Annotated in this window: 16 protein-coding genes; 10 read left to right on the plus strand and 6 right to left on the minus strand. The window is 35.4% G+C overall.

Features of this window, described 5'->3' with window-relative positions; translation table 11 throughout:
• The first annotated feature begins 1 nt into the window (after position 1).
• Entirely contained in the window at positions 2 to 778 is a 777-nt protein-coding gene (locus JI747_RS00360; protein WP_225685477.1) for a zinc ribbon domain-containing protein, read from the plus strand.
• Between the two features lie 273 nt (positions 779 to 1,051).
• On the opposite strand, the gene JI747_RS00365 is transcribed toward JI747_RS00360, so the two are convergent.
• Complete coding sequence (locus JI747_RS00365) at positions 1,052 to 2,830, minus strand: AMP-dependent synthetase/ligase (RefSeq protein ID WP_225685478.1); 1,779 nt, start codon at positions 2,828 to 2,830, stop codon at positions 1,052 to 1,054.
• A gap of 243 nt (positions 2,831 to 3,073) precedes the next feature.
• Between JI747_RS00365 and JI747_RS00370 the strand changes: the two genes are divergently transcribed.
• Entirely contained in the window at positions 3,074 to 4,213 is a 1,140-nt protein-coding gene (locus tag JI747_RS00370) for an acyl-CoA dehydrogenase (protein ID WP_225685479.1), read from the plus strand.
• A gap of 343 nt (positions 4,214 to 4,556) precedes the next feature.
• Here JI747_RS00370 and JI747_RS00375 read toward each other — a convergent pair whose 3' ends face one another.
• The 4 genes from JI747_RS00375 to JI747_RS00390 form a co-directional block, all read right to left on the minus strand.
• The gene (locus tag JI747_RS00375; RefSeq protein WP_225685480.1) at positions 4,557 to 5,489 is read right to left on the minus strand and encodes a DUF4349 domain-containing protein; all 933 of its coding nucleotides are present in this window, start codon (positions 5,487 to 5,489) and stop codon (positions 4,557 to 4,559) included.
• Positions 5,490 to 5,641: 152 nt separating this feature from the next.
• The gene (locus tag JI747_RS00380; RefSeq protein ID WP_225685481.1) at positions 5,642 to 6,136 is read right to left on the minus strand and encodes a hypothetical protein; all 495 of its coding nucleotides are present in this window, start codon (positions 6,134 to 6,136) and stop codon (positions 5,642 to 5,644) included.
• Between the two features lie 89 nt (positions 6,137 to 6,225).
• Positions 6,226 to 7,821 (minus strand): peptide chain release factor 3, encoded by a 1,596-nt coding sequence (locus tag JI747_RS00385; protein ID WP_225685482.1) that lies wholly within the window; start codon positions 7,819 to 7,821, stop codon positions 6,226 to 6,228.
• A gap of 235 nt (positions 7,822 to 8,056) precedes the next feature.
• On the minus strand, positions 8,057 to 9,238 hold the full coding sequence (locus tag JI747_RS00390) for an MFS transporter (protein ID WP_225685483.1): 1,182 nt from the start codon (positions 9,236 to 9,238) through the stop codon (positions 8,057 to 8,059).
• Between the two features lie 231 nt (positions 9,239 to 9,469).
• On the opposite strand from JI747_RS00390, the gene JI747_RS00395 reads away from it, so the two are divergent.
• The 8 genes from JI747_RS00395 (at position 9,470) to JI747_RS00430 (ending at position 22,114) form a co-directional block, all read left to right on the plus strand.
• The gene (locus tag JI747_RS00395; protein ID WP_225685484.1) at positions 9,470 to 10,300 is read left to right on the plus strand and encodes a CPBP family intramembrane glutamic endopeptidase; all 831 of its coding nucleotides are present in this window, start codon (positions 9,470 to 9,472) and stop codon (positions 10,298 to 10,300) included.
• Between the two features lie 91 nt (positions 10,301 to 10,391).
• On the plus strand, positions 10,392 to 10,967 hold the full coding sequence (gene rdgB / locus JI747_RS00400) for an RdgB/HAM1 family non-canonical purine NTP pyrophosphatase (RefSeq protein ID WP_225685486.1): 576 nt from the start codon (positions 10,392 to 10,394) through the stop codon (positions 10,965 to 10,967).
• Positions 10,968 to 11,052: 85 nt separating this feature from the next.
• The gene (locus JI747_RS00405; RefSeq protein WP_225685487.1) at positions 11,053 to 11,967 is read left to right on the plus strand and encodes a ribonuclease Z; all 915 of its coding nucleotides are present in this window, start codon (positions 11,053 to 11,055) and stop codon (positions 11,965 to 11,967) included.
• A gap of 4 nt (positions 11,968 to 11,971) precedes the next feature.
• Complete coding sequence (locus JI747_RS00410) at positions 11,972 to 12,745, plus strand: TIGR02757 family protein (RefSeq protein WP_394371112.1); 774 nt, start codon at positions 11,972 to 11,974, stop codon at positions 12,743 to 12,745.
• A gap of 12 nt (positions 12,746 to 12,757) precedes the next feature.
• Entirely contained in the window at positions 12,758 to 13,288 is a 531-nt protein-coding gene (locus JI747_RS00415) for a DUF1003 domain-containing protein (RefSeq protein ID WP_225685488.1), read from the plus strand.
• Positions 13,289 to 13,487: 199 nt separating this feature from the next.
• Positions 13,488 to 15,851 (plus strand): choice-of-anchor L domain-containing protein, encoded by a 2,364-nt coding sequence (locus tag JI747_RS00420; RefSeq protein WP_225685489.1) that lies wholly within the window; start codon positions 13,488 to 13,490, stop codon positions 15,849 to 15,851.
• Positions 15,852 to 16,011: 160 nt separating this feature from the next.
• Positions 16,012 to 19,623 (plus strand): choice-of-anchor L domain-containing protein, encoded by a 3,612-nt coding sequence (locus tag JI747_RS00425; protein WP_225685490.1) that lies wholly within the window; start codon positions 16,012 to 16,014, stop codon positions 19,621 to 19,623.
• A 112-nt stretch (positions 19,624 to 19,735) separates the two neighbouring features.
• Entirely contained in the window at positions 19,736 to 22,114 is a 2,379-nt protein-coding gene (locus tag JI747_RS00430; RefSeq protein ID WP_225685491.1) for a choice-of-anchor L domain-containing protein, read from the plus strand.
• Between the two features lie 69 nt (positions 22,115 to 22,183).
• Here the strand turns inward: JI747_RS00430 and rsmA are convergent, their stop codons facing one another.
• Positions 22,184 to 22,954: a 16S rRNA (adenine(1518)-N(6)/adenine(1519)-N(6))-dimethyltransferase RsmA gene (rsmA, locus tag JI747_RS00435; protein WP_225685492.1), complete on the minus strand. Its 771-nt coding sequence runs from the start codon at positions 22,952 to 22,954 to the stop codon at positions 22,184 to 22,186.
• Positions 22,955 to 22,967 lie beyond the last annotated feature (13 nt).

The following is a 22,967-nucleotide window of genomic DNA, read 5'->3' on the forward strand; positions in this document are numbered from 1 at the left end:
TATGGCAAAAACCAACGATATTCCAGTTGAAGAGAAGTTAAGAGCTTTATACGATTTGCAAATTATTGATTCTAGATTGGATGAGATCCGAAATACAAGAGGAGAATTGCCGATCGAAGTAGAGGATCTTGAAATTGAGATCGAAGGTCTTGAAAAAAGAGCTGAAAAATTTCATGCAGATATCAAAGATCAGGACGATCAGATTAAGACAAAGCATGAAGTGATTAACCATGCAAAAACTTTAATTGAAAAATACAAGTCTCAGCAAGATAACGTAAGAAACAATAAAGAGTTTGAAGCATTAGGTAAAGAGATTGAATATCAGGATCTTGAAATTCAGCTTTCTGAAAAAAGAATCAAAGAATTCGGAGCTAAGATTGCTCATAAAAATGAAACATTAAGTGAATTAAATGCAAAAATCGACGATTTAAAAAATCACTTAAAATTCAAAAAAGAAGAACTAGAAGGTCTTATTGCTGAAACTCAGAAAGAAGAAGAGTATCTTATAGAGCAATCTAAAGAATATGCTGCGAAAATTGATGACAGATTGTTGGCTTCTTACAACAGAATCAGAACAAACTCTATCAATGGTCTTGCAGTAGTAGGTCTTGAAAGAGGAGCTCCAAAAGGATCATTCTTTACTATTCCACCTCAAAAGCAGATGGAAATTGCTCAGAGAAAGAAAATCATTATCGATGAGCACTCAGGAAAAATTCTTGTAGATGATGAATTGGTAATGGAAGAAAACGAAAGAATGAAATCTGTGATTAAATTCTAATCTTTAATTACGATTGTAAATAATATAAAAGCTGTTTCAGATGTTGAAACAGCTTTTTTTATTTATTGTGGGGTACAAACAAAAAGTAACTAAGCAATAATTTTAAGATAACCACAGAGTTTGTCATTCCGTAGGAATCTAGTCAATGAAATTTAATCGTAATATTTTAGACTTAGATTCCACGCTTCACTTTGTTCCGCTCTGAATGATATTATGAGGTAAAGCCAAACAATGCTAAAAATAAAAAACCGCTTCTATTGAAGCGGTTTTTTATTATTCATGATGTTCATACATCTTATTATAAAGATCAATAAACTTCTCTTTAATAGCTTTTCTTTTTAGCTTTAAAGTCGGAGTTAAAAGACCTGCATCAATGCTCCATATTTCAGGAGTTAATTCAATCTTCTTGATCTTTTCCCAGTTTCCAAGATGTTCGTTGATGCCGTCAATTTCTTTTTCAATTCTTTCTTTCAGTTCAGTACTTTTGGCAATTTCCTGAGGAGTTGATCCGATATTCAGATTATTTCTCATTGCCCAGCTTTTTGCAAATTCAAAATCAGGCTGTATCAGTGCGCAAGGCATTTTTTCACCATCACCTACGACCATGATCTGTTCTATAAATTTCGAAGCTTTGGCTAAATTCTCAATGGTTTGGGGAGCGATATATTTACCTCCGGAAGTTTTGAACATTTCTTTTTTACGGTCGGTGATATGTAAAAAGCCGTCACTGTCGATCAGTCCGATGTCTCCGGTTTTGAAATATCCGTCACTGGTAAAGGCTTCTTTGGTCATTTCATCATTTTTAAAGTACCCTTTGAATACAGAAGGTCCTTTTACTGTAATTTCGCCATCTTCCTGAATTTTTACGCTCAGATTATCCAAAGGATGTCCTACCGTTCCTATTTTCATCTTATCGAAGCTGTTTACAGAGATTACAGGCGATGTTTCCGTAAGGCCATAACCTTCCAGAATAGGAATTCCTGCATTCTGGAACATTAAATTTAATCTTGTAGATAAAGCCGCGGAACCTGAAACCAAAGTGATGATTTCTCCTCCCAAACCTTCTCTCCATTTTTTGAAAACAAGTTTATCTGCAATGATCTGCTGTAACCCTGAAGGTTTTGAAACCGTTTTCTTTTTCGTGATAAGATTAAGAGCCCAGAAGAAGATTTTTGATTTCAAACCTCCGGCTGAAGATCCGGTATTATAGATTTTATCATATACTTTTTCTACCAGTCTCGGAACCACGCTCATATAATGAGGTTTTACCTCTTTTACGTTTTCTCCCATTTTATCGATGCTTTCGGCAAAATAAATAGAGAATCCATTGTATTGAAAAAGATAATACAGCATTCTTTCGAAAATATGACAGATCGGTAAAAAGCTCAGTACTCTTGTATCTTTATAATCTAAGCTTCTTTTTTTAGGAATCCTTGGAATAGATCCTAAAACATTAGCAACAATATTGTCGTGAGTTAGCATTACCCCTTTTGGTCTTCCGGTTGTTCCTGAAGTATAAATGATCGTTGCCAAATCATCCGGATTAATAGCTTTAGACAGATCCTCTACTTCAATTTGAGTGGAATCGTCTTCTCCTAAATCTAATATTTCTTTCCAGTTGGCAGCGCCGCTTACATTATCAAAAGTAAAAATACCCTGCAAAGAAGGGATGTTGTGTTTTACTTTCATGACCTTGTTGAGAAGGTCTTTATCAGAGACGAAACAATACTTTATTTCCGCATTGTTAAAGATAAATTCATAGTCTTCCGGTGAAATACTTGGGTAAACAGGTACAGAAACTACACCGATCTGAGAAAGCCCCAAATCCATAATGGCCCATTCTGTACGCGAGTTGGTAGTGATTAAGGCAATCTTATCTCCAGGCTTGATCCCCAGTTTTAAAAGTCCGCGCGAAATTTTATTCCCTTCATTGATAAACTCTTGGGTGGATGTTTTTTTCCATTCTCCATGATATTTAGTCACGAACATATCGGACTTAGGATATTTTTCTAAAGCGTGATATGGTATGTCAAATAATCTCTTGATCGTCATGATTCTTTAAGTGTAATTTTAATAAATTTAAATATAAGCATTTTTTTTAATTGGGGAAATTGGAAGTGATTAATTAGAAATTACTAAAATGTATGCCATAATATATTTAATAATTCAAACTTAATTTATATCTGATGAAAATTTAAAAATTAACGCTATTCCTTGATTTACTCTAATTTGTGATTCTGTTTTCAGATTTGCCCAAAAAGTGTAAATTAGCGACCATCTAATTATTCAATTTGTATGGACTTTAATTTATCAGAAGAACAGCTGATGATTCAGCAGGCAGCAAGAGATTTTGCTCAGAACGAACTATTACCGGGAGTTATCGATAGAGACCGCGACCAGAAGTTTCCTGCAGAACAGGTGAAAAAAATGGGAGAAATGGGGCTTTTGGGTATGATGGTAGATCCTAAATACGGAGGTGCAGGTATGGATAGTGTTTCTTACGTTCTGGCAATGGAAGAGATTGCAAAAATAGATGCTTCTGCAGCTGTTGTAATGTCTGTAAACAATTCATTGGTATGTGCAGGTCTTGAAAAATTCGCTTCTGAAGAGCAAAAAGTAAAATACCTTACTCCTCTTGCAAGCGGACAGGTAATCGGAGCTTTCGCTTTGTCTGAGCCTGAAGCCGGATCTGATGCAACTTCTCAGAAAACAACTGCTGAAGATAAAGGAGATCACTATTTATTAAACGGGATCAAAAACTGGATCACAAACGGAGGTACTGCGACATATTATATCGTAATTGCACAAACTGATCCTGAGAAAAAACATAAGGGAATCAATGCTTTCATCGTTGAAAAAGGATGGGAAGGTTTCGAAATCGGAACCAAAGAAGATAAATTGGGAATCAGAGGAAGCGATACGCATTCTTTGATCTTCAACAACGTAAAAGTACCGAAAGAAAACAGAATCGGGGAAGACGGTTTCGGATTCAATTTCGCAATGGCTGTTTTGAACGGGGGGAGAATCGGGATTGCTTCTCAGGCTTTAGGGATTGCTGCCGGAGCTTATGAATTGGCATTAAAATATGCTAAAACAAGAAAAGCTTTCAAAACTGAGATCATCAATCACCAGGCAATTGCATTCAAATTGGCTGATATGGCAACTCAGATCACTGCGGCAAGAATGCTTTGCTTCAAGGCTGCTTGTGAGAAAGATGCTGGTAAAGATATCTCTGAAAGCGGAGCTATGGCAAAATTATATGCTTCTCAGGTAGCAATGGATACCACAATCGAGGCTGTACAAATTCACGGTGGATACGGATATGTAAAAGAATACCACGTAGAAAGATTGATGAGAGATGCGAAAATCACTCAGATCTATGAAGGAACTTCTGAAATTCAGAAGATTGTAATTTCAAGAAGCATTGCAAAGTAATTGCTTACTTATATACTGAAATAGTAAAAGGCTCTCAATTTGAGAGCCTTTTTACTTTCACACGAACCACAAAAATTAATAATATATTATATATTTTATTTCTTTCAAGAACTAATGCATTCTATTTTTAACTAGAATTTCAATAAATGATTTATAATATAAATTTAAGAAGAAGTAATTACTTTAAAACTGAAACCGGATTAAAATAAAATTAAAAAATAAAATATTAAAACTGTCATTCTGAAATGGAACGAAGTGGAATGAAGAATCTTTTATAAACAGTTGAGATTCTTCCTTCGTCAGAATGACAAGCTTTTGTGAATATTCAGGTTTTTAGATTAGCTTAAATTGAATTAGAATCGTTATTTGGAGTATTGTTTTTGTTTCTCTTTTTATAAAAATAATATCCAATACCCATAATTAAAAACAGAGGCCACAACGGAAGGACAAATAAGAAAATAGACATGATGACATCCCAACCGGAAGAAATCGCGGCAAATGTTTTCTCTCCGAATGTTGTAGGCTCTTTATTCTCCGTATAGCTGCCTTCTTTTCCGTAGAGTGTAATATCTACTTCGCACATGGTATTCTGAACAAAATCCTGTCCGGAAACCTCAATTCCTTTGTTTTCCACTGTACCGATATTGTAGCTGAGTTCTTCCATCAGATATTCAAATTTTTGAATAGGAACCCTCACTTTTAAATACGCTATTTTTTTGTCGTTGTTGTTTAAAGACGTGCTTTCACTTTTTATAAAACCATCATACTTTTTCACTTCGTCTTTTACCGTTTCTCTTGCTAATTCAGTATCGTCTACAGTCAGTTCCAACACTCCGGTTTTTACCATTTTGTTTTTCGGAACATTCAGCTCGTAGTTTTCTTTTTTAGGCTTGTCTTTATAAACAATTTTAGTTTCCTTAATGACTTTCGGAGCCGGAACATTGACTACAATTTTTTGATCTTTTTTTACCGAATCCTTTTTAGATTCCAGTTTTACCGATGAGATTTTATCAGAAAGAGAGTCTACTATTTTTGAAGTATTTTCAAACTGCTCTTTTACCTTTTCTTTAGTATCTTCAAAATCTTTAATTTTAATATCGGCAGAATCCAAAGCTGCATTGGCCTGATCGCTGACTTTATTGATTTTATCCGAAGCTGCAGAAACTGCACTGTCAGCTGAATATACAGCATTTTCTAAATGAGACGCTGTTGCTTCTCCTTTTTTACACATGATAAACGTGCTTGATACAGCAACCAGTAAGATGAATTTTTTCATAACATTAATTTTTTCGATGTGGTAAAATTAGTAGGGAAGCTTTTGTAAAGATTGTAAATGGATAGTTTATTGGGTGTAAAATAGTATTTATTTGATTTTTAATATTTTGTAAAATGGTTTTGGGTGTTTTACAAAGAAATATCGAGAGGTTTTTATTGGGGAATAATAATTTTCATTCTTTTTATAAACTCTTTTTCGAATTTTCTTTTTTTTATTTTATTGATGAAAATTGGTGCAAAAAGTATAGACTCAAAAATTAACAGAATAAATAATATTTCCACAAAAGTTAAAACCTTAGAGTTGATTATTTCTAAATTTGAAATAATACATATTAAGCCCATAACATTAGCAATTAAAGGGAAAATTCGAAACCAATGATATGCAAATCTCATTTGAATTATTTCATAAGATATTTCTGTTTGATTTCCTTTCTTTTTAAAAGTTCCTTTAATTAAATATGGGATTGGGTACATATTTGCATTTTGGGTTATCGTAAATTTATTTTTATCAATATTTCCATAAAATGGCCTTGAAGAAAAATTTATACTTAAAAAAGCGAACGGATTTCCTTTTATTAAAGCATATCCTTTTTTAGTTAGTTGCTCAAGATTATTTCTAAAGTCGTTAAATTCGTATTCTGAAATCATTTTTTTATAAAGTATTTTCTGAGGTTTAGAATGTAAAAATCCGCAGAAAAAATTCTACGGATTATATTATTAAAAGCTTTTTTTCTTAATTAAGCATTCTTAAACTCACTAATGAAGTGAAGCTTCACATTCGGGAACTTTTCCTGCGTCATGTGAATCGTGAAAGAAGAATCTGCAAGGAAAACCAATTGGTTGTATTTGTCTCTTGCCAAGAATCTCTGCTTCAGTCTTGCAAATTCTTTAAATTCATCTGACTTTTCATCAGCTTCTACCCAACACGCTTTGTGCATAGAAAGAGGTTCGTAAGTACATTTAGCACCGTATTCATGTTCCAGACGATACTGAATAACTTCATACTGAAGTGCACCTACAGTTCCGATGATCTTTCTGTTGTTCATTTCAAGTGTAAATAACTGAGCAACACCTTCGTCCATCAACTGATCGATTCCTTTAGCCAGTTGTTTAGCTTTCAACGGATCGCTGTTGTTAATATATCTGAAATGTTCAGGAGAGAAGCTTGGAATACCTTTGAAGCTTAGCTTTTCACCGCCTGTCAATGTATCACCAATTCTGAAGCTTCCTGTGTCGTGCAGACCAACAATATCTCCTGGGAAACTTTCGTCTACTACTTCTTTTTTATCAGCAAAGAATGCGTTTGGTGAAGAGAATTTCATTTTCTTCCCTTCTCTTACCAATAAATAGTTTTCGTTTCTTTTGAAGGTTCCAGAAACAATCTTAACGAAAGCCAATCGGTCTCTGTGTTTCGGATCCATATTCGCGTGGATTTTGAAAACGAATCCTGTGAAAGCACTTTCTTCAGGCTTTACCAGACGAGTCTCGCTCTCTTTTGGCTGTGGCATCGGAGCAATGTCGATGAATGCATCCAATAATTCACGAACACCAAAATTATTCAAAGCAGAACCAAAGAAAACAGGTTGTAAATCACCCTTCATATAATCTTCACGATTGAATTCTGGGTAAACAGACTGAACCAAATCTAATTCTTCTCTTAATGTTGCTGCAGCTTTTTCGCCGATTACATCATCAATTGAAGTATCATTAATGTCATTAAATTTAATAGCCTCTCCAACTTTCTGTTTTTTCTCCTCTAAGAACAACTGAATATTATTTTCCCAGATGTTATAAATACCCTGGAAGTCACTTCCCATACCAATCGGCAAAGAAAGCGGACAAACCGTTAATCCTAGTTTCTGTTCAACTTCATCCAACAAATCAAAAGCATCTTTACCTTCACGGTCAAGCTTATTAATGAAAACCAACATCGGGATATTTCTCATTCTGCAAACCTGAACCAGTTTTTCGGTCTGTTCCTCAACCCCTTTTGCAACGTCGATCACAACGATTACAGAATCTACGGCTGTTAAAGTTCTATATGTATCTTCTGCGAAATCCTTGTGACCCGGAGTATCCAAAATGTTGATTTTGTGATCTCTGTATTCAAAAGCCAAAACGGAAGTTGCCACAGAGATTCCTCTCTGTCTTTCAATTTCCATGAAGTCGGAGGTAGCTCCTTTTTTTATTTTATTGGATTTTACCGCACCTGCTTCCTGAATTGCCCCTCCGAAAAGTAGTAACTTTTCTGTAAGAGTGGTCTTTCCGGCATCGGGGTGAGAGATAATTCCGAAGGTTTTTCTCTTTTCTATTTCTTTGATTAAGTCTGACATATTGTATTTTGAAGTTGCAAAAATCGGGAATTTTGTCGAATTCTGAAAATTGAATTTGTTGTAACTACAAAAGTCACAAAAGATATTATTTTAACCTTATTAAAAATTAAAGTTTGCAAAAGAAAAAATCAAAGATTTTTTTTAACTAATGTGCTCTTTACGCACAAAGATTTTACTCTTAAATATACTAATGTGTTGAAATCTTTTGTGACTTTTGTGGTTGAATTTTTAAGTATTATAAACTTGATTTTCTTTTCAGCAAATACGCCAATCCTAATCCAATAAAAACCATCGCCGCACTGAAAGGGAAAATATAGCTCATTCCATAAATATCTGCTACACCACCAATTAATGGTCCTGCAACTCCTAATGAAAGATCGATAAAAAGTCCGTATCCTGCTAATGCAGACCCTTGACTTGAAGGCGAAACGCTTTTAATAGCAACAACACCCAATGCAGGAAATATTAATGAAAATCCTAAACCGGTAACTCCGGCTCCGACAAGAGCCATTTGTGAGTTGGAAGCAAAAGCAATGATCAAAAGTCCGATAGTTTCCACTAAAAGACAGGCAATCGCTACTTTTATTCCGCCATAATTATTGATGACATTACTGAAAACCAATCTTCCGGCAACAAATAATCCTCCGAAAACGCTTAAGCATAAAGCTCCGTTATTCCAGTGAAAATGATTGTAATATAAGGTAATGAATGTTGAGATGGAAGCAAAACCGATTCCTCCTAAAGCCAGACAGACTCCGAAAGGAGCTACTTTTCCCAAAACTTTCCAGAAAGATTGGGTTTCCTGTGGATTGGTATTCGTTTTATTTTCTTTGGTTTTAGCAAAAAGAAATCCTAAAATTCCTAAGATGATTGAAAGTACTCCGATTCCGTAAAGGCTGAATTCCTGTTCAATAGTAACTCCAAGAGAAGCTCCAATTGCTAAAGCTCCATAACAGGCAACTCCATTATAAGAAATAATTTTAGCAGTATGCTTTTCACCCACTGCCATAATTGCCCAGTTGATAGGACTCGCACCAATCATTCCTTCTGCACAACCTGTCAACAAACGGGTAATAACCAGAAACGTAAGACTGAGCAATGGCGACAATTTAAAATAATAAGCAATAATCAGGAAAATCCCGGTTAACGAAAAACTCACCATACTGAATAAAACAGCTGGTTTTGGTCCTTTTCCATCAATGATTTTTCCTGAATAGGCTCTCAGAAAAAAAGTGGAAACATATTGTAAACTGATCACCAATCCGGCAACCACTAAACTGAATCCTAAATTTTTATTAATAAAAATCGGAAGAACAGACAGAGATAATCCTATAATGAAATATCCTACAAAAGTAAAACACACATAAGTAAGCAAGGATAAGTTAACATTCTCTGACCGATTTACTAAACTATCCATGTGAAAAAATTAAGATGCAAAGTTACTTCATATAAATAGCTTTAAAGAGAAATTTATCTTAAAAAATTATAAAGTATAGTATTGATGAAAACGATTGCGCAATAATTTTAATACAAAGCAATAAACGTAAAGCTAGTCAGTGAAATCTTTGAAAATAATGAATTTCTTTTTTTAGTTGTTTCAGCCTTGCAAAAAAATTATCTTTGTTTTTCAATTGTTAATTGTAAAATAATGGAAGTTAGCAAATATCCGAAATATACATTCACATGGTTGGGCGGTGTTGTTTTGTTGGGAGGTTATATTTTCGGAAGTATGATAGTAATGCTCTTAAGCGTGTTTTGGAATGTTGTCTATAAAGAAGATATTCAGAATGAAGGATGGTTTATAATGGCAGGGAATGCTTTGGTTTTTGTTCCGATCATTGCAGCTTTTGATTTTTTCATTGTAAGACCAACGACCAAAAAACGACTGAACTTTAATTTCTCACCAACTAATTTTTACACCTATCTTCTTATTTTTCCTTTGATGATCGGGATGATGTTCATAGGAGAATTTATTACAGCTCAGATTCCGACTACAGGACCATTTTTTGGAGAGTATTATAAATTTTTTGAACAACTGATGAGCAAACTTACAGATGATCCTGTTATTATGTTCATTACGGCGGTTGTGATGGCTCCGGTTTTTGAAGAAATTATTTTCAGAGGGATCATGCAGAAAGGACTGATAAATAAAGGAATTGAACCATGGAAAGCTATTCTTTTTTCATCCGTTGTCTTTGGATTGGTTCACGCAAATCCGTGGCAGTTTGTAGGTGCGGTTTTGCTGGGTTGTGTTTTGGGTTTGGTCTATTATAAGACAAAATCATTATTGCTTCCCATGCTTTTGCACGCGTTTAATAATCTTTGTTCATCTATTTTAATATCCTATACTAAAACGGAAAGTTTTGCGGATGCTTTTAAAGTTTCAGAATGGGTGATATTACTCATCGGAATTATACTTTTTTCATTATTTTACTATTTATTTATGAAAAAATATAAAGTGCATTATTCTGAAATATAGAACCAAAGATTAAAAAACTTGTAAGCTAAAAAGCTTTATAATCTTTAATAATATTTTCGCCAAGATTTAAATTGATCAATTAAAAAATAAAATGGAATTATTAGTCGCAACACACAACATACATAAAAAAGAAGAAATTCAGCAGATTTTAGGGGCCGAATTCGTGGTAAAAAGTCTTACAGATTATGATATTCACGATGAAATTATAGAAGACGGAGACTCTTTTAATGCAAATGCTCTGATTAAAGCTAAATATTGTTTCGAAAAAACAGGAATTCCAAGTTTGGGTGATGACAGTGGTTTGGTGGTTGAATCTTTAGACGGAAGACCCGGGATTTTTTCTGCACGCTATGCAGGAGATCATGATTTTGCTAAAAATATTGAGAAAGTTTTGAGTGAAATGGAGGGTGTTGAAAACAGAAAAGCTTATTTCATTACCGTTTTATGTTACTATGACGGAGACGGGGCTAAATATTTTGACGGAAGAGTTCATGGGAATTTATTGACTGAAAATAAAGGCTTTAAAGGTTTTGGATATGATCCTATTTTTGTACCGGAAGGATATGACATGACTTTTGCTGAAATGGAACCGGAAGCCAAAAATAAAATCAGCCACAGAAAACAGGCATTAGATTTGTTTTTAGATTTCCTGAAAGTGAAAGAATAATAATTAATCACGAAATGTAAAACAAGAAACTGAAGTTCTTAGATTTTCTGTTGTACATTTGTTGCTATAATACACTATTAATAAATTGAGTACTTATTTAACGATATTAGGCTTTAACTCGGCGATTCCCACGGTGAATACTTCACCCACTGCTCAGTTGCTGGAAATGGAAGAAAGAAACTTCCTGATCGACTGTGGAGAAGGAACTCAGGTTCAGCTGAGAAAAGCTAAAGCAAGATTTTCAAAAATCAATCATATATTTATTTCCCATCTTCATGGTGATCATTGCTTTGGATTGCCGGGACTCATTGCATCGTTCCGCTTGTTGGGAAGAGAAGTTCCGTTGCATGTTTATGGTCCGAAAGGAATTAAAAATATGCTTGAAACCATCTTTTCTATTACAGAAACACATAGAGGATTTGAAGTGGTCTATCATGAGCTGGATAAAAATGTTTCTGAACTGATATATGAAGATCATAGAGTAGAGGTGCATACAATTCCGCTGGATCACAGAATCTACTGCAATGGCTATCTTTTTAAGGAAAAACCAAAGGAACGTCATCTCAATATGAAGGAAATTGCAAAATACAGTGAGATTGAAACCTGTGATTATCACAATATAAAAGCCGGAAAAGATTTTGTATTAAGTGATGGTTATGTGTTGAAAAACGAGATTCTGACTGTTGATCCTGCTCCATCCGTTTCCTATGCTTTTTGCAGTGATACAAGATATCTGGAAAGTGTCATTCCAATTATTAAAAATGTGACGGTTCTCTATCATGAATCCACATTCTTACATGATCTAAAAGAAATGGCAGATTATACAGGGCATTCAACGGCTTTAGAAGCAGCAACCATTGCTCAAAAAGCTGATGTTGGAAAACTGATTTTAGGACATTTTTCTAATCGATACGGAGATCTGACGGTCTTTACAGATGAGGCGAGAACCGTATTTGCCAATTCGTTTTTACCAAAAGCTTTGGAAGCTGTGAAAATTTAATAGAATGAAGTTGAGTTTTGAAGAACTGAAAACTTTTCTTGATGAAAAAGCAGATCAGTATAACCATGTTGATTTTATTGAAAATGATCCCATTCAGATTCCGCATCGTTTTTCTTTGAAGCAGGATATTGAAATTGCAGGGTTTCTTGCCGCAACGATTTCTTGGGGAAATAGGAAATCGATCATTAAATCTGCTGAAAAGATACTGGATATTATGGGGAATTCTCCTTATGATTTTGTAATGAATCATTCTGATAAAGATTTGAAAATTCTTCAGGATAAAAGTATTCATCGTACCTTCAACGGAGAGGATTTCGGATATTTTATCACACAGTTTCAAAGGATTTATAAAGAAAACGAAAGTCTGGAAAATTTATTTAAAACCAATGATACAGAATCCAATTTTCAGCATGGGATCGAAAGATTCAGGAGTGATTTTTTAGGAACTGAAAAACATAGAAGTCATAAACATATAAGTTCACCCTACAAAAACTCATCTGCGAAAAGGATTATCATGTTTTTGCGATGGATGGTTCGTAAAGATAAGCGAGGAGTAGATTTTGGGATTTGGGAAAATATAGATCAAAAATTTTTATCAATTCCTTTGGATGTGCATACCGGAAATATGTCTAGAAAATTAGGTTTGGTGGTAAGAACGCAAAATGACTGGAAAACTGTAGAAGAGCTTGATATTGCTATCCGTAAGTTTGATGATAAAGATCCTGCAAAATATGATTTTGCATTATTTGGGTTAGGCGTTACAAAAGAGTTAATATAAAAATAAAAGAAGATGAAAAAGTATAATGAAAGAGCAGAGTTTTTAGAGAAAATTGCCAATGGAATTACTTGGTGGATTGGTTCTATCCCGTCCCTTATTGTGCATACGTTGTTTTTTATTATTTCATTTCTTCTTCCCATATTGCATATTGTAGAGTTTGACAAAATGCTTCTTATTTTGACTACAGTAGTTTCTTTAGAAGCGATTTACCTTGCAATTTTCATTCAGATGTCTGTCAATAAAAGTCATGAGAAAATTGAAGACATTCAGGAAGATATTGAAGATATCCAGGAAGATATAGAAGAGATCAGTGAGGATATTGAGGAGATCAGTGAAGATATAGAAGAAATTAATGAAGATATAGAAGATATTCAGGAAGATATAGAGGAAATTAATGAAGATGAGGATGATGAAGATCACAGTGAAAGAGCGAAAGCTGTAATGCTGAAGAGTAATGTCAATTCAAACAAGAATGAAATCAAATCCTTAAAAGATAAAATACAGGAACTTCAGAGTATGATTGATGAACTTAAAAAAGATTAATTTTACACTAATTTGTTAAAACTGCAAATAATATATTTATGAAAAAGACTAATTGTAGATTAGTCTTTTTTTAATTTAAAATTAGAACGAAATTAGAATAAGATTAGAACGTAAATAAATTGATATATCGTTATTAATTATATAGATTAAGGTAATTTTAAATCAAAAAAAATAGTATTTTTGAACAAACAATTATAAAATGTTAAATTATAGATTGAAAAATTACTCTAAGATTAGTTTTGCTCTGTTTTTCCTTTTTAGTATTGTCTCTTATGCACAAAAGAGAATTCCTAATGCTAAAGAAAAAATTCCTGCTAATGCCAAAGCGGGCGATTACATTGATGTGAACGTAGCGCCTTATCCGGAAAGTAATTATACTATTACGCAATTAGTAAATGATGTATTGGTAGGGAACTCCGGAGGATGTTCAGGTTCTAATATCTCAAATGTTTCGGTAAGTCCGAATCAGCCGGTTACCAATAATAACCGCTTTTGGGGATACTTTAATAAAGCTACTTCCAATTTTCCTTTTGCAAAAGGTATTGTTTTATCAACAGGTTTTGCAAGAAGAGCAGGGAATGCATTGGAAAGTGGGGTACTCAGTGACTCAAACGGAGGCGGAAGTGATGCAGATCTTATCGCTGCTACCGGGGTGACAACATCAATTAACAACGCCGGTGTTTTAGAATTTGATTTCGTACCTACCAGTAATCAAATGAAATTTAACTATATCTTCGCTTCAGAAGAATATACGGGAAGTTATCCTTGTCCCCCTCTTCAGTACGACGATGCCTTCGCTTTGTTGTTGAAGCCTAATACACCGGGATCTACTTATACAAACTTGGCGATTTTACCGGGTGGTGCAGGTCCTGTTTCCGTTCCGAATATTCTTCCTGCAAGTTTTTCTTGCGGACCTATTAATGGACAATATTTTGGTTCCCTGTCACCTAATGCAACCAACTTTAATGGGATTACAGCAAAATTAACAGCTGTAGCGACAGTGGTTCCGGGGCAGTCTTATCATATAAAAATGGTAATAGCCGATGCTCGTGATACGATTTATAACTCTGCCGTATTTCTTGAGGCAGGATCTTTTGATATAGGTATTAAGCTTGTTGATAGTAACGGAGTTGCATTACCTGCAAGTATGAATGTATGTGATAATGCTCCTCAGACTTTGGTGGCTCAGGTTTCTGGTGTTACTGGAGCGATTTATCAATGGTATAAAGATGGAGTATTAATACCGGGAGCAACAAATGCAACTTATATTGCAACATCGCCGGGTGTTTACACGGTTAAAGTTATTATTCCTGGAAACACGTGTCCAGTTGAAGCTAAAGTAACCATTGTGGGAGGAACAACTCCTACAGCGCAAAATGCAACCATGAAGCTTTGTACAACGCCAGCAGTAAGTACATTTAACTTGAATGATGCAAAGCCACAGATCAGTACAACTGCAGGTGCTGTTTTTAGATTTTACGTAAATCAGGCGGATGCTGTAGCGCAGAATGGTAGTTATATTCCTGATGCGAGCTTAGCAAGTTATAACGGAACAGATGGACAAGTTTTGTATGTTGTCGTTTCAAACGGAGGTTTTTGTAGCAAAATGGTTACTTTAACATTGAGAAAAGAGGCTACACCAGTTGCTCAGTTAGTGGCTACAAAAACAAAAATATGTTTAGGAGAATCAATTACTTTGACGGCTTCTAATGGGGTAACGTATCAGTGGGTGAGTGGTTTATCCGGGACAAATCCGGTACAAACGGTTTCTCCGACGCAGACAACAACCTACTCTGTGTATGCAATCGGAGCTCAAGGGTGTAAATCATTACAACCGGCTACTGTTACAGTAGAAGTGGTTCCGGCTCTTGCTTCCAATTTATCCGGAGGAATGATCTGTGAAGGTGATCAGATTACCTTAGATGCGAGTGCAGGTCCTAATTATACTTATCTATGGAATACGGGAGCTACAACGCAAACAATTTCTGTAGCTACACCAGGAACTTATTCTGTGATAATTGACAATGGGGTTTGTACAAATGTATATAAGACTGAAGTTATTAGAGCAATCGTTCCGGAAATTATAAAAGTAGACTATAATGAAAATGGGACATTGATCGTTACGGCAAGTAACCCAAGTAATGGACCATTGGAATACTCTGCTGATAATGGGGTGACTTGGCAAAATTCTAATGTATTTACAAAAATTCCTAATAATACGGTTGTTTCTATCCGAGTAAGAGTTAAAAAAACAAGTTGTGTTGGAGTTTTAGAATACTTTACATTCATCATGAAAAACGTAATTACTCCGAATGGGGATAATGTGAATGATATGATCGACTTCAGAGGAATTAGCAAGTATAATAGTTTTAAAGCTGTTGTTTCAGATCGATATGGAAGAGTAGTTTACAGCGCTGAAAAAGTACGCCCTTATTGGGATGGCTTATTCCAAGGTAAAAAACTTCCTACAGGTTCTTATTGGTATCAGGTAACTTTTGAAGATCCTGCAACCAAACAGATCGTTGTAAAAACAGGTTGGATTCTGTTGAAAAATATTGAATAATTTACAATAACCTATAAATAAAAACAAACAGGACTGATTTTTCAGCCCTGTTTGTTTTTTTATGATAATAATGATGTCAAATTAAATATCTTATATCATAGCCTAACCAAAATTAAATTTTAACCAAAAAAAATGTTATTTTTGTTTAAAAGATTGTAAAATGTTAAATACGAGGACAAGAAGTCTATTTTTTGCTTTGTTTTTAGTGCTTATAGGGAGTAATTTTATGTTTTCTCAAAAGAAAGGGAGAACAGGAACTACAACTATGCCTACCTCTCAAAGTATGAAATCAGGGGCTTTTATTGATGTAAATACAAGTACCTACCCTGAATCAAGCTACGATATTGCCCAATTAATAAAAGATGTACTTATAAAAGGAGGAACAGCATGTACCAATGCTAATATAACAAACGTTACCGTTTCTCCCAACTTGTCTGCTTCTAACCAAAACAGAACATGGGGTTTTTTTAATAAAGGAACTACAGCATTTCCTTTTACAAAAGGAATTGTATTATCTACAGGATATGCGAGAAATGCGGGGAATTCTTTTATTTCGGGTGTTTTAAGTAATACTTTCTCGACAACAGGAGACACGGATTTATCTACTGCTTTAGGAGTGGCTAATAATTATAATGATGCTACCTATATAGAATTTGATTTCGTACCGACTTCAAATGAAGTTACATTCAGATATATTTTCGCCTCTGAAGAATATGCTGAAGACTATCCATGTAACTTTACCGATGGATTTGCTCTATTGTTAAAACCTAATACTCCGGGATCTACATATACCAATATGGCCGTTCTTCCTGGAGGTGCAGGTGCCGTAAGTGTAACTAATATCCGGCCTGCTACAAAATCTAATGGAGCAGCATTAGCTTGTGGTCCTCTAAATGCAGCTTATTTTGCAGGATATAATACTGCAGCGATAGAAACGAATTTTAATGGAAGAACAATTCCTTTAACAGCAAAAGCTACTGTAACTCCGGGACAATCTTATCACTTTAAAATGGTGTTGGCAGACTGGGATGATGGTTCGTATGATTCATCAGTATTTTTGGAAGCAGGATCATTTGATATAGGAGTACAAATTTTAGACCCTACAGGTGTTCAGTTACCGGCTTCTATTAATGTTTGTGATAATCAGCCACAAACTTTCAGTGCTTCTGTTCAGAACCCAAGTGCAACTTACCAGTGGTATTTGAATAACGGAATTATTCCGGGAGCAACTTCAAGTTCTTATACGGCAACACAACCGGGAGTTTATAAGGTGGAGGTTTTGGTTCCTGGGAATACGTGTCCCGGAACGGCAACGGTTACAATTGTAGGAGGAACTTCTCCGACTGTTCAAAATGCTACTTTAACAGCCTGTTATGCTGCCGGAAATATAACTTATAATTTGACTTCAGCTCAAGCTTCAATCAGTACAACAGCCGGAGCTACTTTTTCATATTATTTAAATCAGGCAGATGCTAATGCTGGAAATGCAAGTACAATAGCTGCTCCTACTGCATTTTCAAGTGCGGGAGGACAAACGATTTATGTATTGGTTAAAAATGGTTTCTGTTCTAAGGTGGCCCAATTACAATTGGTTAAAGCACCTCAGATGATCGCTTCCATTGCTCCGCCTTCAACGTTAACATGTGCTACGCCTCAGGTTACTTTGAATGCTTCTGCATCTACATATCCAACAGGATCTACATTTGCTTGGACAACTACTGGTGGAACTATAGTATCTGGAGCAAATACATTATCTCCGGTTGTAAGTGCAGCAGGGGTTTATACATTGACTATTTCTAATACATTTGCGCCGGACAATGTGACATGTACGGCTGTTGCCAATGTAACGGTAACAGGGAATAGTGCGCCGCCTACAACAACTTTAACGGCTTCAAAAGTATTGATCTGCTCTGGTGAAAGTGTGACTTTAACGGCAGCAGGAGGAGTTACTTATACTTGGACAGGTTTGACAGGAACAGGGAATACTCAAGTTGTGGCTCCTACAACGACAACAACATATACTGTAAATGCAATTGGTGCCAATGGATGTGCTTCTCAGACTCCGGCAACTATTACCATTGAAGTTAGCCAGCCAATAACCGTGCAGAATGCAACTTTAATTAAATGCTATGAACCTGGAAATATTACTTATGATCTAACTTCTGCGCAAACTCAAATAACATCTACAGTAACAGGAGTTACCTTTGCCTATTATATAAATCAGGCAGATGCTACAGCGGGGAATGGTAATACGATTGCTGTTCCTACTGCTTTCCCAAGTGCAGGAAACCAAACAATTTATGTATTGGTTAAAAATGGAGGATGTAGCTATGTAGTTAGCTTATCATTATTGAAAACGCCAGTGACTACTTTAACGATTGCAGCGCCTCAGAATATTACATGTATAGTATCGCAGATTACTTTAAATGCATCTTCTTCAGTAATTCCGACAGGATCTACGATTGCATGGACGACTACAGGTGGAACGATAGTATCCGGAGCCAATACTTTAACTCCGGTTGTGAGTGCAGGTGGTGTATATACATTAACTGTTTCAAACACATCACAACCAGGGAATTTAAGTTGTGCCTATACGGCAAACATTACTGTAACGGAAAATAAAGTGGCTCCAGTAGCGGCTTTGACATCATCTGTAGCTCAGATATGTGCCGGAGAATCTGTTACTCTTACTGCTAATGGCGGTGCCACATATAACTGGGGAAATGGTCTTACAGGAAACGGAAGTACTCAGACAGTTTCACCGGCAGTGACAACAACATATACAGTATACGCAGTTGGAGCAAATGGCTGTATTTCTCAAAACCAGGCTTCTGTGACAGTAGTTGTTGGGCCTCCTATCGCGGGGATCTCTGCTTCCAAATCAAAAATATGTGCAGGAGAACCTGTTACTTTATTGGCGACAGGTGGTATTACTTATAACTGGATAGGTTTAACAGGAAATGGTAATACTCAGGTTGTTACACCTACCACAACGACAACATATACAGTATACGCTTTAGGAGGAAACGGATGTACATCCGTTAATCCTGCAACAATAACAATAGAAGTTGTTCCTGCAATTGTTTCTTCTTTAGAAGATGTTTATGCTTGTGCGGGTGACTCTGGTATTTTTGATGCAGGAGCTGGCCCGAACTATACCTACTTATGGAGTACAGGAGCTACTACTCAGACCATGACAACCAATATACCGGGTACTTATACCGTTGAAATTAGTAATGGTACCTGTTCAAAAATATTTACGGCTCATTTGTATAATCCGGATTTACCACAATTTACAAATGTTGTATATAATAGCGGAACTTTAACTTTATCTGCCTCGAATCCTACAGGAGGAATATTAGAATATTCTATTGATGGAGGAGTGACTTGGCAGGCTTCTAATGTATTTTATAATGTTTTAAAGAACACGAATTATAATTTAAGAGTAAGAATAAAAGATGCAAAATGTAGCACACCTTTAGAGTTCTATACATTTGTTATTAATAATGCAATTACGCCGAATCAGGATGGGATCAATGACGGAATTGATTTCTCCGGCATAAGCAATTACAATAATTTTGCAGCATCCATATTTGATAGATACGGAGCAGAAGTATTTAAAGCAGGTAAATCCAATACAATTTGGAATGGGAATATTAAAAATATGAATGTCCCTACCGGAACATATTGGTATCGGGTACAGTGGGAAAATCCGGCAAGCAAAAAGCTGGAACAGCGAACTGGCTGGATCTTACTTAAAAATAGAAATTAGAATTATTAAAAATAACCTCCATACATATGGAGGTTATTTTTTTTGTATAAAAATGAATAAATGTGTGTCATATATTTAAAAATAAATTAAATTTGTTTAAACAAATATTATTATGGGGAGATGTTTATTAGTTTTTTCTTTTATTTTAGCTACTAATCTTTTATTTTCACAAACGGATCAGACAAGAAAAGTCCCGAAACCGAATACTGGTTTGGCAAAGAAACAAGGGTCTTTTATTGATGTAAATACACCTACGTATGCTCCATCAGGTTTTGATATTACTCAATTGGTTAAAGATGTATTGATATCTTCAGGAACCAACTCTTGCGTTACACCTCAGGTTTCAAATGTTCAGGTGACTCCTAATTTACCGGCGAGTAACGATAATAGAGCATGGGGGTATTTTAACAGGGGTACAACCAGTTTTCCCTTTAAAGATGGAATCGTATTAGTTACGGGGAAAGCAAAGAGTACAGGAAATGATTATATTGACGTTAATAGTCCTATAAGTGATGTTGTAGGAACGGGAAGTGATCCTGATTTAGTAGCGGCTACAAACCCTACGAAAGTCTTAAAAGATGCTGTAATTTTAGAGTTTGATTTCGTTCCGACTTCTTCGCAGGTAAAATTTAATTACCTTTTTGCTTCTGAAGAATATACAGGAACATATCCGTGTAGCTTTTCAGATGCATTTGCTTTATTGCTTAGACCTGTTGCAGGAGGGCCTTATCAAAATATGGCCGTTCTTCCGGGAAGTGCAGGTCCGGTGAGTGTGACGAATATTCGTCCGGATGTTACATTTGCAGGAGGTCCATTAGGTTGTGCTGCTGTTAATGCAATATATTTTGGAGGATACAATACAACCAATATTGAAACAAATTTTAATGGTAGAACAGTACCTTTAACGGCAACCGCTACAGTAGTGGCAGGACAGGCATATCACTTTAAAATGGTAATTGCCGATGCAGGAGATACAGCATTCGATTCAGCAGTATTTTTAGAAGGAGGTTCATTTAATATTGGAGTAGAATTACTAGACCCAAGCGGGGCTACTTTGCCAGAAGAAATTAATGTTTGTGATAATGTCCCACAAGTAATTACGGCTTCCGTAAGTGACCCCAATGTTAATTATAAATGGTATTACAGTAATGGTACAACTACTAGTGTTATACAGGGGGCTACAACCAATTCTATTACGGCAGTTCAGCCGGGAACCTATACCGTTGAAGTAAGTTATCCGGGAAGCCCTTGTCCGGGAACAGCTTCTATTGTTATTAATGGAGGAACAACACCTTCTGCGCAGGATGCGACTTTACTTTTCTGCTCTACTCCGGATGTTCCTAATTTTGATTTAAATCTTTCAAAACCATTAATTAGTAATACACCGGGAGCGGTATTCCATTTTTATACCAACCAGGCAGATGCAATAGCTCAGAATAATAATTATATACAGGATATTTATCATTTTAATGGTACAGATGGGCAAATCCTGTATGTAGTCGTTTCAAACGGAGGATTCTGTAGTAAAATGATAGAACTGACGCTTGCAAAAGAAGCGACCCCGACAGCAACGTTAGTGTCTTCGAAATTGAAAATTTGTCCGGGAGATTCTGTGGATTTAACGGCTACAGGAGGAACAACCTACCATTGGAGCAATTTTTCAGGAACAGGAGCCACTCAAACGGTAGTTATAGACCATACCACAACATTTGAGGTATATGCAATAGGAGTTAAAGGATGTACTTCTACATTGCCTGCAAAAATTACGGTAGAAGTTGTTCCGGAGATCGTTACAGCTTTGAAAGATGTTGAAACATGTATAGGAGACAGAGTGACTTTAGATGCAGGAACAGGGCCTAATTATACTTACCTATGGAGTACAGGAGAATCTACACAAACCATAAATGTTGATAAACTTGGAATTTATTCCGTCGTTATTGATAACGGATACTGTAAGAGAACTTTCACTGCAAAAGTATTGGCAGCTGCTTCTCCATTCATTACCGCATTGAATTATGATAACAATAATACTTTGACCGTAACAGCTATTAATCCTTCAATTAATAATATTCCGACAACCTTAGAATATTCTATCGATGGAATTAATTGGCAGGCTTCTAACGTATTCAGTGGATTGACGAACAATACGAATTATACAGTGTATGTAAAAACACAGGGAAGAAGCTGTGAAAACTCAGTAGACTTCTTTACATTGCATATCAACAATATTATTACTCCGAATCAGGATGGTATTAATGATGTTCTTGATCTTTCTTCTTTAGGAGATTTTGATAACTTCACAGGTTCTATTTATGACAGATATGGGGTTGAAATTTTCAGATTTACAAAGGAAAATCCAATTTGGAATGGTACGGTAGGAGGAAAAAGATTATCTACTGCAACCTATTGGTATAAATTCAACTTCCAATATCCAAAATCGAAAGTACAGATGAGTAGTTCAGGATGGATTATGTTGAAAAACAGAGAATAATAACTTTTTAATAAAGATAAAAGCCTTTCAATTCATTGAAAGGCTTTTTATTTTTTTACGGTATTAAGATTACTGATTTTCTTTCCAAAGCTGAGTGAAAGAAATAAAATCGGCAACGCTTAATTCTTCCGCTCTCTTGTCTAAAAATTCATGAGTTTTTAACGCTTCCGGAATATTCAGAACTTTTAAAGCATTCGACAGCTTTTTTCTTCTTTGATTGAATCCTGCTTTTACGATTTGTTTAAAAAGAACCTCATTTCCGGCTAAACCTTCTTTGGGATTTCTTGTTAATCTGATGACCCCTGATTTTACTTTAGGAGGGGGATTGAATACGTTTTCGTGAACCGTAAACAAATACGAAGTATCATAGTATGCCTGAACCAGAACCGATAAAATTCCGTAATCCTTTGTTCTCGGAACTGCGGCAGTTCTTTCAGCAACTTCCTTTTGGAACATTCCCACCATTTCAGGAATCAGCTCATAATGATCTATGATTTTAAATAGGATCTGAGACGAAATATTATAAGGGAAATTTCCAATGATGGCAATCTGTTCCCCATTCGTAAACTGAAAATCCTGTTTCAGGAAATCCCCTACAAAAGTTTCTTCAGTTATTTTAGAATAGTTGTTTTTTAAATATTCAATCGATTCTTTATCGATCTCTGCAAGGTAAATATGCTGGTCTTTTTCCAAAAGATATTTGGTAAGAACTCCCATTCCGGGGCCTACTTCCATTACCTTATTATAGCTCTCAAAACTAAGACCTTCTACAATTTTTCTTGCGATGTTTTCATCCGTCAAAAAGTGTTGACCAAGATGCTTTTTTGCTTTTACACTCAATGTTTTTTATGAT

The sequence above is a fragment of the Chryseobacterium tagetis genome (assembly GCF_016735585.2).
GTDB lineage: Bacteria > Bacteroidota > Bacteroidia > Flavobacteriales > Weeksellaceae > Chryseobacterium > Chryseobacterium tagetis.